15 protein-coding genes are annotated in these 13,884 nt (G+C 41.6%); 6 read left to right on the plus strand and 9 right to left on the minus strand.

What is annotated here, in order from left to right:
- Positions 1 to 15 precede the first annotated feature (15 nt).
- From serS to ACESR9_RS06980, 7 genes are all read right to left on the minus strand, one after another.
- Positions 16 to 1,293 carry a serine--tRNA ligase gene (serS, locus tag ACESR9_RS06950; RefSeq protein ID WP_129299726.1) on the minus strand — a complete coding sequence of 426 codons (1,278 nt, stop codon included), beginning with the start codon at positions 1,291 to 1,293 and terminating at the stop codon, positions 16 to 18.
- 217 nt (positions 1,294 to 1,510) lie between these two features.
- Complete coding sequence (locus tag ACESR9_RS06955; protein WP_023920226.1) at positions 1,511 to 1,879, minus strand: DUF956 family protein; 369 nt, start codon at positions 1,877 to 1,879, stop codon at positions 1,511 to 1,513.
- Between the two features lie 80 nt (positions 1,880 to 1,959).
- Positions 1,960 to 2,871, minus strand: a complete 912-nt coding sequence (locus tag ACESR9_RS06960) for a PTS system mannose/fructose/sorbose family transporter subunit IID (protein ID WP_373106177.1) — start codon at positions 2,869 to 2,871, stop codon at positions 1,960 to 1,962.
- An 18-nt stretch (positions 2,872 to 2,889) separates the two neighbouring features.
- A complete protein-coding gene (locus ACESR9_RS06965) occupies positions 2,890 to 3,693 on the minus strand; it encodes a PTS mannose/fructose/sorbose transporter subunit IIC (RefSeq protein WP_003003888.1) in 804 nt (267 codons plus the stop codon).
- Positions 3,694 to 3,720: 27 nt separating this feature from the next.
- Positions 3,721 to 4,710, minus strand: a complete 990-nt coding sequence (locus tag ACESR9_RS06970) for a PTS sugar transporter subunit IIB (RefSeq protein ID WP_031575194.1) — start codon at positions 4,708 to 4,710, stop codon at positions 3,721 to 3,723.
- 375 nt (positions 4,711 to 5,085) lie between these two features.
- Positions 5,086 to 6,108: an alcohol dehydrogenase AdhP gene (gene adhP, locus ACESR9_RS06975; RefSeq protein ID WP_003003874.1), complete on the minus strand. Its 1,023-nt coding sequence runs from the start codon at positions 6,106 to 6,108 to the stop codon at positions 5,086 to 5,088.
- A 190-nt stretch (positions 6,109 to 6,298) separates the two neighbouring features.
- Complete coding sequence (locus tag ACESR9_RS06980; RefSeq protein WP_070664898.1) at positions 6,299 to 7,111, minus strand: Cof-type HAD-IIB family hydrolase; 813 nt, start codon at positions 7,109 to 7,111, stop codon at positions 6,299 to 6,301.
- Between the two features lie 175 nt (positions 7,112 to 7,286).
- Between ACESR9_RS06980 and ACESR9_RS06985 the strand changes: the two genes are divergently transcribed.
- From ACESR9_RS06985 to lytR, 4 genes are all read left to right on the plus strand, one after another.
- A complete protein-coding gene (locus tag ACESR9_RS06985; protein ID WP_049522745.1) occupies positions 7,287 to 8,708 on the plus strand; it encodes an NCS2 family permease in 1,422 nt (473 codons plus the stop codon).
- A gap of 379 nt (positions 8,709 to 9,087) precedes the next feature.
- On the plus strand, positions 9,088 to 9,543 hold the full coding sequence (gene tsaE / locus ACESR9_RS06990) for a tRNA (adenosine(37)-N6)-threonylcarbamoyltransferase complex ATPase subunit type 1 TsaE (RefSeq protein ID WP_031575203.1): 456 nt from the start codon (positions 9,088 to 9,090) through the stop codon (positions 9,541 to 9,543).
- Positions 9,536 to 10,066 (plus strand): GNAT family N-acetyltransferase, encoded by a 531-nt coding sequence (locus tag ACESR9_RS06995; RefSeq protein WP_373106178.1) that lies wholly within the window; start codon positions 9,536 to 9,538, stop codon positions 10,064 to 10,066. The genes tsaE and ACESR9_RS06995 overlap by 8 nt, the downstream gene beginning before the upstream one ends.
- Before the next feature lie 13 nt (positions 10,067 to 10,079).
- A complete protein-coding gene (gene lytR, locus ACESR9_RS07000; RefSeq protein ID WP_049515148.1) occupies positions 10,080 to 11,273 on the plus strand; it encodes a glycopolymer--peptidoglycan transferase LytR in 1,194 nt (397 codons plus the stop codon).
- Between the two features lie 21 nt (positions 11,274 to 11,294).
- Here lytR and ACESR9_RS07005 read toward each other — a convergent pair whose 3' ends face one another.
- Positions 11,295 to 11,585, minus strand: coding sequence for a hypothetical protein (locus tag ACESR9_RS07005; protein ID WP_003012641.1), 291 nt, complete (start codon positions 11,583 to 11,585; stop codon positions 11,295 to 11,297).
- Between the two features lie 11 nt (positions 11,586 to 11,596).
- On the minus strand, positions 11,597 to 12,010 hold the full coding sequence (locus ACESR9_RS07010) for an HIT family protein (RefSeq protein WP_373106179.1): 414 nt from the start codon (positions 12,008 to 12,010) through the stop codon (positions 11,597 to 11,599).
- A gap of 67 nt (positions 12,011 to 12,077) precedes the next feature.
- On the opposite strand from ACESR9_RS07010, the gene ACESR9_RS07015 reads away from it, so the two are divergent.
- Together ACESR9_RS07015 and ACESR9_RS07020 are read left to right on the plus strand one after the other, a co-directional pair.
- Positions 12,078 to 12,809 (plus strand): ABC transporter ATP-binding protein, encoded by a 732-nt coding sequence (locus tag ACESR9_RS07015; protein WP_254728491.1) that lies wholly within the window; start codon positions 12,078 to 12,080, stop codon positions 12,807 to 12,809.
- Complete coding sequence (locus tag ACESR9_RS07020) at positions 12,806 to 13,861, plus strand: ABC transporter permease (protein WP_373106180.1); 1,056 nt, start codon at positions 12,806 to 12,808, stop codon at positions 13,859 to 13,861. Before ACESR9_RS07015 ends, ACESR9_RS07020 begins: the two co-directional genes overlap by 4 nt.
- Positions 13,862 to 13,884 lie beyond the last annotated feature (23 nt).

Consider the following 13,884-nt stretch of genomic DNA (forward strand, 5'->3'; position numbering starts at 1 on the left):
CAGTTTTTTTAAACTTTATTTTGGTGCGATGACTTCTACGCCACCCATGTATGGGCGAAGGACTTCTGGAATGGTCACAGAACCGTCTTCGTTTTGGTAGTTTTCAAGAATAGCAGCGACGGTACGTCCGACAGCCAATCCAGAACCGTTCAAAGTGTGAAGGAGTTTTACCTTGCCATCTGCTTCGTCACGGTAGCGGATTTGCGCACGACGAGCTTGGAAATCTTCTGTATTGGAACAGCTTGAGATTTCACGGTAGGTATTTTGTGCTGGGATCCATACTTCTAAGTCGTAAGTCTTAGCAGCTGAGAAGCCCATGTCTCCAGTGGAGAGAGCTACCACACGGTATGGAAGGTTCAGTTTTTGAAGGATATTTTCAGCATTGACAACCATTTTTTCCAATTCATCATATGATTCTTCTGGTTTGGCAAATTTCACCATTTCAACCTTATGGAATTGGTGCAAACGGATCAAGCCACGGGTATCACGACCGGCTGAACCAGCTTCTGAACGGAAAGATGGACTCATAGCGGTGAAGTAGATTGGAAGATCTTTCCCATCAAGAATTTCATCGCGATAGTAGTTTGTCAAAGGAACTTCAGCTGTTGGAATGAGGACATAATTGGTATCGCTAAGTTCAAAAGTATCTTCCTTGAATTTTGGATACTGACCAGTACCAAACATAGAATCATGGTTGACCATGTAAGGAGGGATGACTTCAGTGTAGCCTTCCTTGCCATGTTCGTCCAACATAAAGTTGTAGATAGCACGTTCTAAGCGAGCTCCAAGTCCTTTGTAGAAGAGGAAACGAGCACCAGTGACTTTAGCCCCGCGTTCCCAGTCAAGGATATCAAGGTCTTCACCTAAATCCCAGTGAGCTTTTGGTTCGAAGCCAAATTCGCGCGGTGTTCCCCAACGGCGAACCTCAACGTTGTCATCCTCATCCGCTCCAACAGGGACACTGTCAGCAGGGATATTTGGAAGGGTAGTAGTGAATTCAGTTAATTTGGCATCGATTTCAGCCAATTCTGTATCCAATGCTTTGACTTCTGCAGAGAGGGTTTGCATGGCAGCAATCTTATCATCTGCATTTTCCTTGTTGCGTTTAGCTTGTGCGATTTCAGCAGATACAGTGTTACGCTCTGCTTTGAGATTTTCTACCTTGACCAAGATATCTCGACGTTTGGCATCGATTTCTTTCATTTCATTCAAAATAGCTGCATCTACGCCACGTGTTGCCAATTTTTTAGCAACCGCATCAAAGTCTGTACGAATTCGTTTAATATCTAACATAGCTTCTCCTTTAACAAAAAACACACCTGTTACAGTGTTGGAGTGGCAGAGCCACGGTTCCATCCAACTTCACAGGTGTGCACTTGATTCGATATTTTATTTTAAAGAAACGGTAGAATTTCAATTAAGATTTCTATCTGCTCGCAGCAACCGCAGACTTTCTGAAAGAACCTCTTAACTTACTTATCCGTTTGCGTCTATTATACAAGAAAAGATCCTATTTTGCAAATAGATTTTTAATTTTAGCCGTGATGATTTGGATCAACGTAGGAAGTTTGACAATTTTATCATTTCCTAGATGTTCCCGAGCAATCTTTAAAATTTTTCCAGAGTCTTTTGAAGCAAAGAGAAATTTTGATTCTCTGGTATAGATTTCAAAATGGCGGCTAATTTTACGTCCGGATACATTGGCTCCGATTCGCTCGATTTCTTGCCAGGGAATTTGGATGTAGTCTTCTACATTTGCATCCGCATAAAATTCAAAAGCGGCATTCCCGACTAGGATTTTTCCAACCTTTCCCCCCACTCCAAGGTAAGAAACCCCTGTAGTATGGAATTCAACGGTTTTATTCAATGATTGAGCCATGAGATCCTCCTGTATTGCTGTTCACTCCATTATATCATAATAAAAAGAAGGCCGAAACCTTCTTTTTAGTTGATCTTTGCTTACATCAAGCCAGCAACGTGTGCTAATACACCGATTACAAAGAGAGCGATGATGATAGTGATTGGAGATACTTTTTTCTTCAACAACCACATACAAGCAAAAGTAAGAAGCAATCCCATCAAACCAGGAATCAATGAATCCAAGTTTTGTTGGAAAGTTGTAACTTTTTCAGGTGTTTGAGATAGGCCTGAGCCAACTTGAGCGAAGGCTTCTTGGATACCCTTGTATCCTTCAGGAAGTTTATCCCAGTGGATATAAGCCTTGTCGGCTAATTTGACAGAAGAAACATTGAAGACGAATTTAATCGATACCCAACGTTCTACTAGGACAGCGAGGATGAACATCCCAAGGATAGAAGCTCCTTTAGTGATGTCCTGCAAGATCCCACCAGACATATCTTTGGTAATTTCGGAACCTGCTTTGTATCCAAGTTCTTGGGTATACCACAAGAAGGACATACGAATAGCGTTCCATGCAATAAAGAAGATGAGTGGGCCAAGGATGTTACCAGACGCAGCAAGTGACGCACCAAGGGCACCAAGGATAGGACGTACTGTAAACCAGAAGACTGGATCTCCGATACCCGCCAAAGGACCCATCATACCAATTTTAACCCCTTGGATGGCAGCATCGTCAATAGCAGCACCGTTTGCTCTTTCTTCTTCAAGAGCAAGTGTTACCCCGATGATAGGAGCGGCAACGTATGGGTGAGTGTTAAAGAATTCCATGTGACGCTCAAGAGCGGCCGCTTGGTCTTCTTTCTTCGTGTAGAGTTTTTTGATAGCTGGGATCAATGAGTAAGCCCAACCCAAGTTTTGCATCCGTTCATAGTTCCAAGAACCTTGCAAGAAGGTTGAACGCCACCAAACTTTTTGACGATCTGATTTAGATAATTGTAATTTTTCAGTCATGATAGTGTCACACCTTTCTTAATAGTCTTCGAGAATGTCGCCGATTGGATCGTTAGAAGTAGCGGCTCCGCCACCTCCATTGCCACCTTTCTTAGAAAGAGTAAGGTAGATCAAGGCAAGGGCAACACCAATTGCTCCAAGAGCGATCAAAGTTAATTGGCTAACGGCTGCAAGAGCAAAACCAATGGCAAAGAATGGCCATACTTCACGGCTCGCCATCATGTTGATAACCATGGCATAACCAACGGCTACAACCATACCACCACCGATTTGCATTCCATCAGAGAGCCATTTTGGCATTTGTTCAAGAGCAGTTTTGACAGTTTCAGCAGGAATCATCAACAAGAGGGCTGCAGGAATGGCGATACGAAGACCTTGAAGAAGAAGGGCCACAAAGTGAGCGCGTTCTACACCTTTGATATCCCCTTTTCTAGCAGCAGCGTCGGCAGTGTGAACCAAACCAACGGAAAGGGTACGGACGATCATGGTCAAGAAAAGACCAGCAACTGCAAGTGGAATAGCGACACTTTGAGCGACAGCGATTCCTTTTGTACTGAAGTCTCCCCCAAGTACCATGATGATGGCAGCAGCGACAGATGCAAGAGCAGCATCGGGTGCAACTGCGGCACCAATGTTTGCCCAGCCAAGTGCAATAAATTGAAGTGAACCACCAAGCATAATGCCAGCAGTCAAATTACCTGTTACCAAACCGATTAAGGTACAAGCAACAAGGGGTTGGTGGAATTGGAATTGGTCAAGGATACCTTCAAGACCTGCTAAGAAGGCAACAACGACCACTAATACCATAGAAATAATAGACATGTTTAAAATCCTTTCGTAAGTAATCGATTATTGAACGTTAGCTTTGTTAATTAAGTCAAACAAATCTTTCTTAGAGTCATTTGGCACTTTACGGACGTCAAATTCTACTCCAAGATCACGCATTTTTTCAAATGTAGCCACGTCATCTTTATCCATTGACAACACATTGTTCACCATGGTTTTACCAGTTGAGTGGGCCATTGAACCAACGTTCAAGGTTTTAATCGGAACACCACCTTCGATGGCGCGAAGAGCATCTTGGGGTGTTTCAAATAAGATCAAAGCATGGGTATTTCCAAAACGTGGATCTTTTGCAACGTCGATCAATTTTTGAATTGGGACAACGTTTGCTTTCACACCATTTGGTGCCGCTTGTTTGATCAATTCCTTACGGAGTTCATCTTTGGCAACAGAATCTGAAGCAACAATGATCCGATCGGCTTTTGAATCAGGTGTCCAAGCAGTTGCGACTTGTCCATGAAGAAGACGTGTATCTAAGCGGGCAAGGTTAATCTTGAGTTTTCCATCTCCGATAACTGTTCCTTCTGGAATAGCAGCTTGGGCTACAGGAGCAGCAGCGGCTGTACTAGCTTCTTCAACAGGATTCAATTCTTCTGGAAGAGCTTTGACACCGTCTTTTGCTTCCTTAATGATGTTTGCAGCGACTTTATCAACGCCGGCATTTGCATCCATCAAACGCTCTGTATAAGCTTGAATCAACATCGGAAGGTTCAATCCTGTGATGATCGCAAATTTACGATCTGGATTTTCTCCCATGACGCGACTTGCTTGGTTAAATGGAGAACCACTCCAAAGGTCAGCCAAAACCAAGACTTCATCTTCTGCATCAAATGCGGCAACAGCTGCATTGAATTTAGCATAGAGATCATCCGGGCCTTCACTTGGCATGAACGTAACCACTTGAACTTTCTCTTGATCCCCAAAGATCATCGAGCCGGATTGGTGGATTCCAGCTGCAAATTCACCGTGGCTAGCAATAATGATACCAATACTCATTATTGACATTCCTCCTTATAAAATTTGTTTGACTTTCAGTTTAAGAAAACTTTAAGCTACTTTATTATAAATCGTTTCCACACTTAAGTCAATTTTTCTATCAAAATCTCGATGTAAAAATATTAATTTATTATATTAAATTATCGGTAAATAAAAATTAAATGCTATTGAATGGCTCTTGTTTATTAGTTGATGATGGCAGAAGAAATCAATGATATGTAAGTTTCATAGGATTTGAATTTCAATAAAAATATTCCAACAATCGATCTATATCCGCAAAAATAAAAAATAAATATATAATAAATTGTAAAATAGAGTGATTGAGAGCACTCAAAAAGACTAGCCCAACTGGGCTAGTCCTGTAGGTTCAGTTGTTTAGTTTGTAAAGTCAAGTACCATACGTCCTTGAATGGTTCCAGCTTCCATTTCGTCAAAGACTTTGACAGCATCTTCCACTGGACGTTTTTGAACGACAGGAACGACCAAGCCTTCTGCACCAAATTGGAAAGCTTCTTCTAAATCTTTACGAGTTCCTACAAGAGAACCAATGACTTGGATACCATCTAATACAGTTTTCACAATGCTGAGGTCCATCATTTCAGAAGGAAGACCAACTGCGACCACGCGGCCACCTGCACGAACAGAATCTACTGCTTGGTTGAAAGCTACTTTAGAAACAGCTGTTACGACAGCAGAGTGAGCTCCACCATTTGTTTTTTCTTTGATCAATCCTGGGACATCTTCAACTTCGCGACCGTTGATGACAAAGTCTGCACCAACTTCTTTCGCCAATTCTAGTTTATCATTGTTGATATCGACAGCGATGACATGTGCGTTGAAGACTTTCTTAGCATATTGAACAGCCAAGTTTCCTAGTCCACCAGCTCCATAGATAACGATCCATTGTCCTGGTTCAGCTTTGGCTTCTTTGATGGCTTTGTAAGTTGTAACACCTGCACAGGTAATAGAAGAAGCTTGGGCTGGATCTAATCCTTCAGGTACTTTCACTGCGTAATCTGCAGTAACGATACATTGTTCAGCCATTCCTCCATCAACAGAGTAACCAGCATTTTTTACAGTACGGCAAAGAGTTTCACGACCAGTTGTACAGTATTCACAAGTTCCACATCCTTCGAAGAACCATGCGACACTGACACGATCCCCAACTTTTAGGCTCTTGACATCTGGAGCAACTTCTTTAACAATACCGATTCCTTCGTGTCCAAGAACACGGCCTGGAACTTTACCGAAGTCCCCGTGAGCAACGTGCAAGTCAGTGTGGCAGACACCACAGTATTCGATTTGAACAAGTGCTTCCCCTGTTTCAAGTGGACGCATGTCTTTGTTTGCAACGATTTCAACACCAGTACCTTCTGGATTAACAACAACAGCTTTCATTTTGTTCCTCCTTAAGTGAACGAGAAGCGATTTAGCATTTTTTGAAAGCGCTTCTTTAATAACTATGTTAATAATATCACAAACTTATCTATTGAACAATAAAAAAATGGAAAAAAAGGAGGGTATTGATTAACCGATTAAGTATTTGGCGAAGAAAAAGACATGAGGGGATAACTCATGTCTGTTCCTATTATAAGAATAATTGAATGAGTTGGCGCGCTACACCGTCTTCGTTATTGGTGAAATCTGTGATGGAGTCTGCATATGGGAGAAGGACGGAGCTGGCATTTTTCATAGCGTATCCATGACCAGCGAGAGCTAGCATGTCGGTATCGTTGTGCTCGTCTCCAAAGGCAATCAAATCCTTCTGATCCATATTGAGTTTATCCAGAAGGTAGGTCAGAGCAGAAGCTTTGGTCACATTTTTTGGATTGCATTCCAGAATATTTAAGGGACCACCCCAAGTATTGATAGACAGATTGTAGTCATAATGCCGATTCATTTCATCTGCCAGAGCATATTTGTCTTCCGCTTTCGTTTGAAAGAGGATACAGTTTGGGTCGCTCGTTACCCGTTTGGGATTGAATTGATTTTCTGGTTGGAAAGATTCAATACCGAATAGTTTAGGATCTGCAACGTGCTCATTTGGATCGGTAATAAAGAATTTATTGCGGTATTCGCCAGCGATAAAGTCCGCTTGGATGGTGTCTCGGTTAGCGACCATATCTAACAGGTATTTTTTATCTAAAGTCAAACATTGTTCATCCGCCCATTTTTTCTCAGGGAGATGCGTTAGGGAGCCGTTAAAATTGATCATCGGAGTATCTAGCTCTAGCTGTTTGTAATAGGTGTGCGCCATACGGTAGGGGCGGCCTGTTGTAATAATAACTTTATGGCCAAGAGCACTAATTTTTTTAATCGTATCAATAGTAAAGTCGCTCAATTTGCTTTCGGAATTTAAGAGGGTGCCGTCTAAATCTAGAGCGATCATCTTTTTATGCATAATTCAGTTCCTTTCGAGAAGAATGAGACCATTATATCAGAAAAATCGGAAAAGCGCTCAAAAATCGAGAAGAGAAGTAGGATTTCTTGAAAGGCGAAAGATCTTTTGGTAAAATAGAAATAACGTTCGCAAATTGATTGGGAGCGAGAATGATGAAAAAGGAGTTTATTCTGAAATGGATAAGTTTTTTAAACTTTCAGAACATGGGACCACTGTTCGAACAGAGGTTCTTGCTGGTTTGACAACCTTTTTTGCGATGAGTTATATCCTCTTCGTAAACCCTCAAATGTTGTCACAAACAGGTATGCCAGCTCAAGGAGTCTTCCTTGCAACGATTATTGGATCCGTTGTCGGGACCTTGATGATGGCTTTTTATGCCAATTTACCTTATGCACAAGCACCTGGGATGGGCTTGAATGCCTTCTTTACCTTTACCGTTGTATTTGGTATGGGCTACTCATGGCAGGAAGCTTTGGGAATGGTCTTCATTTGTGGTGTGATTTCATTGATTATCACATTGACAAATGTCCGGAAGATGATCATCGAATCAATTCCGACTGCTCTTCGGTCTGCTATTTCAGCGGGGATCGGGATTTTCTTGGCCTATGTTGGGATTAAGAATGCAGGATTTTTGAAATTCACGATTGACCCTCATACTTATACAGTGGTCGGGGAAGGAGCAGATAAGGCAAATGCAACGATTTCAGCCAATGCATCTGCTGTTCCAGGATTGGTTGATTTTAACAATCCAGCTGTCCTCTTGGCCCTTGTTGGTCTTGCGATTACCATTTTCTTTGTTGTCAAAGGGATTAAGGGAGGGATTATCCTTTCCATCTTGGTGACGACTGTGCTTGGAATTCTCATCCATGTTGTTGATATCACTAAAATTGACTTTGCAAGTAATCATCTAGGAGCTGCCTTTAATGATTTAGGCACGATCTTTGGTCAAGCTTTGGGATCAAAAGGATTGGGTTCTTTGATTTCCAATACGTCTCGTTTGCCTGAGACCTTAATGGCCATCTTAGCCTTCTCCTTGACGGATATTTTTGATACAATTGGAACTTTAATCGGTACGGGTGAAAAAGTTGGGATTGTTGCGACAAATGGGGAAAACCATCAATCAGCGAAATTAGATAAGGCCCTCTATTCAGACCTTGTAGCGACTTCAGTCGGTGCTATTGCAGGAACTTCAAACGTAACGACGTATGTTGAATCTGCAGCTGGTATTGGAGCTGGTGGACGCACTGGTTTGACAGCCTTGGTTGTAGCGATCTGTTTTGCTATTTCAAGTCTCTTTAGTCCTTTGTTGGCGATTGTACCGACCGCTGCTACAGCTCCAATTTTGATTGTTGTTGGGATCATGATGTTGAGTGGCTTGAAAAATATCCATTGGGAAGATATGTCAGAAGCAGTTCCTGCCTTCTTCACCTCTATCTTTATGGGCTTCAGCTACTCGATTACTCAAGGGATCGCTGCTGGATTTATCACATATAGCTTGGTGAAAGTGGTTAAAGGACAAGCCAAAGAAGTGCACAGCATGATTTGGATCCTAGATGTTCTCTTTATTTTAAACTACGTTAGCATGGCCTTGAATTAAGTATCAGGGAAATATTTAAAAAGGAATGGGGTGACTCCCATTCCTTTCAGATTGAAGACAAAGTTATACTAAAAATATTCCTTAGGTGAGTACGGACGTCAGCGAACTTCTTTGAAGTTCCATGACTAATTATTGAGCCTAAGGTCTCAATAATTCCGAGTGCCTGAAACGTTATTGTTTCAGGCACTTTTCTCACAGCGGAAAGTTTCAGTATTTTCTTAAATCGATTTAAAAATTGGAACTCAAATTTATTTTTTTGCAGAATCACTTAACTTATATTACTTTAAAATAGTTTGTCTATCTATCTAAAAAACAAACCGGAGTCGAACAATTTCTAAAAGAAAGAGCAGATTTTTAAAAAGTTTGGTATAATAGAGAAATGATTAGTCATAATGAAACGGAGCTGATCGCTCTAGGAAAACAGCTAGGAAAACTCTTAGAAAAGCAAGACGTGATTATCTTATCAGGTGATCTAGGAGCAGGAAAAACGACCTTTACCAAAGGAATTGCAAAGGGGTTAGGGATTGATCAGATGATTAAAAGCCCGACCTATACCATTGTTCGTGAATACGAAGGCCGCTTGCCTTTATACCATTTGGATGTTTACCGGATTGGGAATGATCCAGATTCTATTGATTTAGATGATTTCCTATTTGGAGATGGTGCTACCATTATTGAATGGGGAGAGCTGATTGAGCCGAGTCTCTCGGATGCTTATCTAAAAATTTTTATCCGAAAATTAGAAGATGGGCGAGAGTTAGCTTTTGAAGCTCATGGAGCGCGTGCAGAAGCTTTACTGGCATCCTTTGAGCAGGTGGAAAAAACCGATGACTAAGGAAAAGGAAGTGACAGTAGAGATTCGGCAAGCTGACAGTGCAGACGCGGCTCTTGTCGTTGATTTCTTAAATCAAGTTGGGAAAGAGTCAGATTACATGACGCTAGATGAAGCTGGAATTGGCATGTCTCCAGCAGACATGGAGCAATTTCTAATGGTGCAAGAAATGGCGGAAAATCGGATTTGCCTCTTGCTATTTCTAGATCAGGAACTGGCAGCTTTGTTAAATATCACTGCAGCTTCTCAACGGTCTGTTCGGCATATTGGTGATGTCTTTATTGTGGTTCAAAAAGCTTATTGGAATCAAGGGCTTGGACAGATCTTGTTGGAAGAAGGAATTGAGTGGGCGCACTCGACGGGTGTTCTTAGGAAACTAGTCTTGAATGTCCAAGTGCGCAATGAACGAGCAGTTCACCTGTATAAAAAGTTAGGTTTTGAGATCGAAGGTTGTCAAGCTCGTGGAGCTTGTTCAGCTGAAGGAGAATTCTTAGATGTTTACCTTATGGGGAAACTGATAGATTAGAGAGAGATTCTAAATGGTTAAAAAAATTATTTTGATGTTTTTGAGCTTATTGACGGTAACAGTGATTGGGATTGGGGCCTATGGCCTTACCATCCTAAACCAAACGACTGGGACTCTCAGTAAGACCTATAAAGGCTTTGGAAATGAGACCAATGTCATTGCAGAAAACAAGCCGATGACTATCCTTTTGATGGGGGTTGATACAGGTAGCGGTTCTCGGGAAGATCCTTGGGCCGGAAATAGTGATACCATGATTTTGGTGACTGTTAATCCTCAAACCAAAGAAACAACCATGACTAGCTTGGAAAGAGATATTTTAACCAATATTACTTCAGATGGCGAAACAGTCCAAGCAAAATTGAATTCGGCATATGCTCAAGGTGGTGCCAAGTTAGCCATTAAAACCATTCAGGATCTCTTGAATATCCATATTGACCGTTATGTCATGATCAATATGAAGGGATTGGTTCAATTAGTGGATAAGGTTGGTGGCATTACGGTCAACAATCCATTTGACTTTGATATCTCGATCGAGGAAAATGAGCCAGAATATACGGCTAAGATTGCACCAGGACGTCAGGAGATTAATGGGGATCAAGCCCTCGTTTATTCACGAATGCGTTATCAGGACCCAGAAGGAGACTATGGACGCCAAAAACGTCAACGTGAAGTGATCAAAAAGATTGTTGAGAAAGTATTAAGCCTCAATAGTTTGAGTCATTATAAAGGAATCATTGAGTCTGTTAGTGACAATATGCAAACCAACATTTCACTTGACAGCAACAGCCTTCTTCAATTGCTCGGCTATAAAGACGCCCTTTCAACGATTCATCAGTACCAGTTGAAAGGAGAAGATGCAACCTTAGCAGATGGTGGTAGCTACCAGATTGTCACTTCAAAACATATCTTAAAAATTCAAAATATCATCCGCAAAGCTTTAGGCAAGAAAGAAATCAAAACACTGAAAACCAATGCTTATCTATTGGATGGAGATGAAGATTTGAAGAATGCTTCTTCTCAAAATGATACGCCAGTGGCATCATCTGAGGAAGCACCTGTTTACCAAGAGTTTAACCAACTGCCAGTTGCACCATCGACTCAGGATACGGGAGTGGTGACACCTCAAAGTTCTGTCGCACCAGTAACGCCAGTTGCCCCTGCAGCTACAGAGTCGAGCAGTGTCGCACCAGCTGCGCCGTCGGAATAAGAAAAAAACGATTGAGTTTTCTCAATCGTTTTTACTTGGTTGCCAGATGTCTTGAATTTCTTTTAGAGAGGCAGTTGCTTGCTGGCTAAAGAGTTTGGTCTTGTATTGGAAATCCGTTACCAATTCTTGAAGATTGGTCTTTTGGTCTTGGATAATATCCAGATTACGTTGGATTTTTGCTAGGTTATCTTGAATGCCCTTAACCAATTGGCTGGATTCAGTCACCTCAGTTTTGATTTCTTTGCGGTTTTTAACCAGGTGGTAGCTAATGCTAGCTCCTGTTGCAAACCAAAAGAGATTTTTGAGTTTCATATGGTCTCCTCTTAGCTGTTTTTGATGGTTTCTGCGAGAACTGCTAATTGTTCAAAATTAGGTTCGTGTTCAGTAAATGAAATGGCCAGTTCATCTTGAGCGGAATAGCGAGGGATAATGTGGACATGGGTGTGAAAAACAGTTTGTCCAGAAACTTCTTCCATGTTACTGATGATATTCATTCCCTTGGCCTGGGTAGCAGCTTCTACTTTTTTAGCAACTTTAGAGACACGTGCAAATAGTTGAGCTGTGGCAGTTTCGTCCATCTCTAAGAGGTTGCGGGCGTGTTTTTTTGGAACGACTAACGTATGACCAGGAGTAACCTGAGAGATGTCCAAAAATGCGAGGACCTCCTCGTCCTCATAGACTTTGGATGAAGGAATGTCGCCAGCTATAATCTTACAAAAAATACAATCATCAACCATAAATACACCTCATTTAGACTAAATTTTGTTATAATATAAGAACATTATACCAGAAATCGGAGAAAATATGTTAGAAATCAACAAGTTGACAGGGGGCTATGTCAACATCCCTGTCCTGAAAGAGGTGAGCTTTTCGGTTCCGGATGGCCAACTGATTGGTTTGATTGGACTAAATGGAGCTGGGAAGTCAACCACGATTAATGAAATTATTGGTCTCCTGCATCCTTATGCTGGGGAGGTACGGATTGATGGTCTTAGTCTGCCAGAAGCTCCGACTGAATATCGGAAGAAGATTGGTTATATTCCAGAAACCCCTAGTCTTTATGAAGAATTAACCCTGAGAGAGCATATCGAGACTGTAGCTATGGCTTATGATTTAAATATGGATCAGGTCATGGTGCGCGTCCAGCCTTTGTTGGAACGCTTCCGTTTGGCTGAAAAATTAGATTGGTTCCCGACCCAGTTTTCAAAGGGGATGAAGCAGAAGGTTATGATTATTTGCGCCTATGCAGTAGATCCAAGCCTTTATATTGTTGATGAACCCTTTTTGGGATTGGATCCTGTTGCGATTGCAGATTTGATTCAATTGTTGGCGGATGAAAAGGCAAAAGGAAAATCAATTTTGATGAGTACCCACGTTCTGGATTCAGCTGAAAAGATGTGTGATGGTTTTGTGATCCTCCACAAGGGTCAGGTCCGAGCACAAGGCACCTTAGATGAGCTGCGTTTAACTTTTGGGGATGAGCAAGCGAGTCTAAACGATATCTACATGACCTTGACAGAAGAGGAAACAGCATGAAAGAGTTGATGAAAAAACGGCAAGAAACGTTTCGAACTCAATGTGTAAAATATAGCCGCTATGTTCTCAATGATCATTTCGTCCTCTTTATGCTGATTTTTATAGGATTTTTGTCGGTTCAGTATAGCCAATTCTTGCAAGAGTTACCCAAAGATACAAGCTTGATTCGCTGGAGTCTCTTGATCGGTTTGCTCCTTTTGGTTCCGATCGGCTCCATTTCGACCTACCTAGAGAAGCCCGATGCCTTATTCCTTTTGGTAAAGGAAGAGGAAGTAAAAAACTATATCAAAGGGCAGGTCAGGAAGTCTTTTGTATTTTGGCTTTTGATTCAAAGTGTTATCCTTCTATTATTTGTTCCCCTTCTTCTTGCAACGGGGGTGAATGCACTTGGAATAACGGCTTACTTATTTATTTTAGGGGTAGCTAAAGGGCTTGTCTTTAGCTGGAAGGAAGCCCGCTTCTACCAAGATGGAAATTTGAATTGGACCTTGGCTATTGCTCGTGAGAATGCAAGGAAACAATTGATTCTTCGCTTTTTTGCCTTGTTTACAACGGTGAAAGGCATTACCAACAGTGTCAAAAGAAGAGCTTATTTAGATGGTTTCTTGGGGCTTCTTCCCAAAACACATGGGAATACTTGGCTTCACTTGTATATGCGCTCCTTCCTACGGAATGGAGATATTTTCTCTATGACCCTACGGCTCTTGGCTCTTTCCATTCTTGCCATGATCTTTATTCCTCAACCTCTAGTGGTGATTGCGCTTGTAGCCTTGCTCAATTACTTAATTATTTTTCAATTACTGGGGCTTTATAGTGCTTTTGATTACCAACCGTTGACCCTTCTTTTCCCGATGAAAAGGGGCAGTAAAAAGGCAGGGTTGAACAAAACGATTCAGCTGGTCATGGGGATGATAACGGTGATAGAAGGGGGAATTGGCCTGGTCTTTATTTCAGATAAAGTCCTGTTGTTAGGCTTACTGGCTTATACAGTTGCTTTAATCCTACTCTATCTTCCATTTAAGATGGCGCGCTTGGTTGACGAAAGTCGTTAAAATTAGTAAAATAGATTGGAAAC

It is taken from the genome of Streptococcus parasanguinis (assembly GCF_964238605.1).
Lineage (GTDB): Bacteria > Bacillota > Bacilli > Lactobacillales > Streptococcaceae > Streptococcus > Streptococcus parasanguinis_AJ.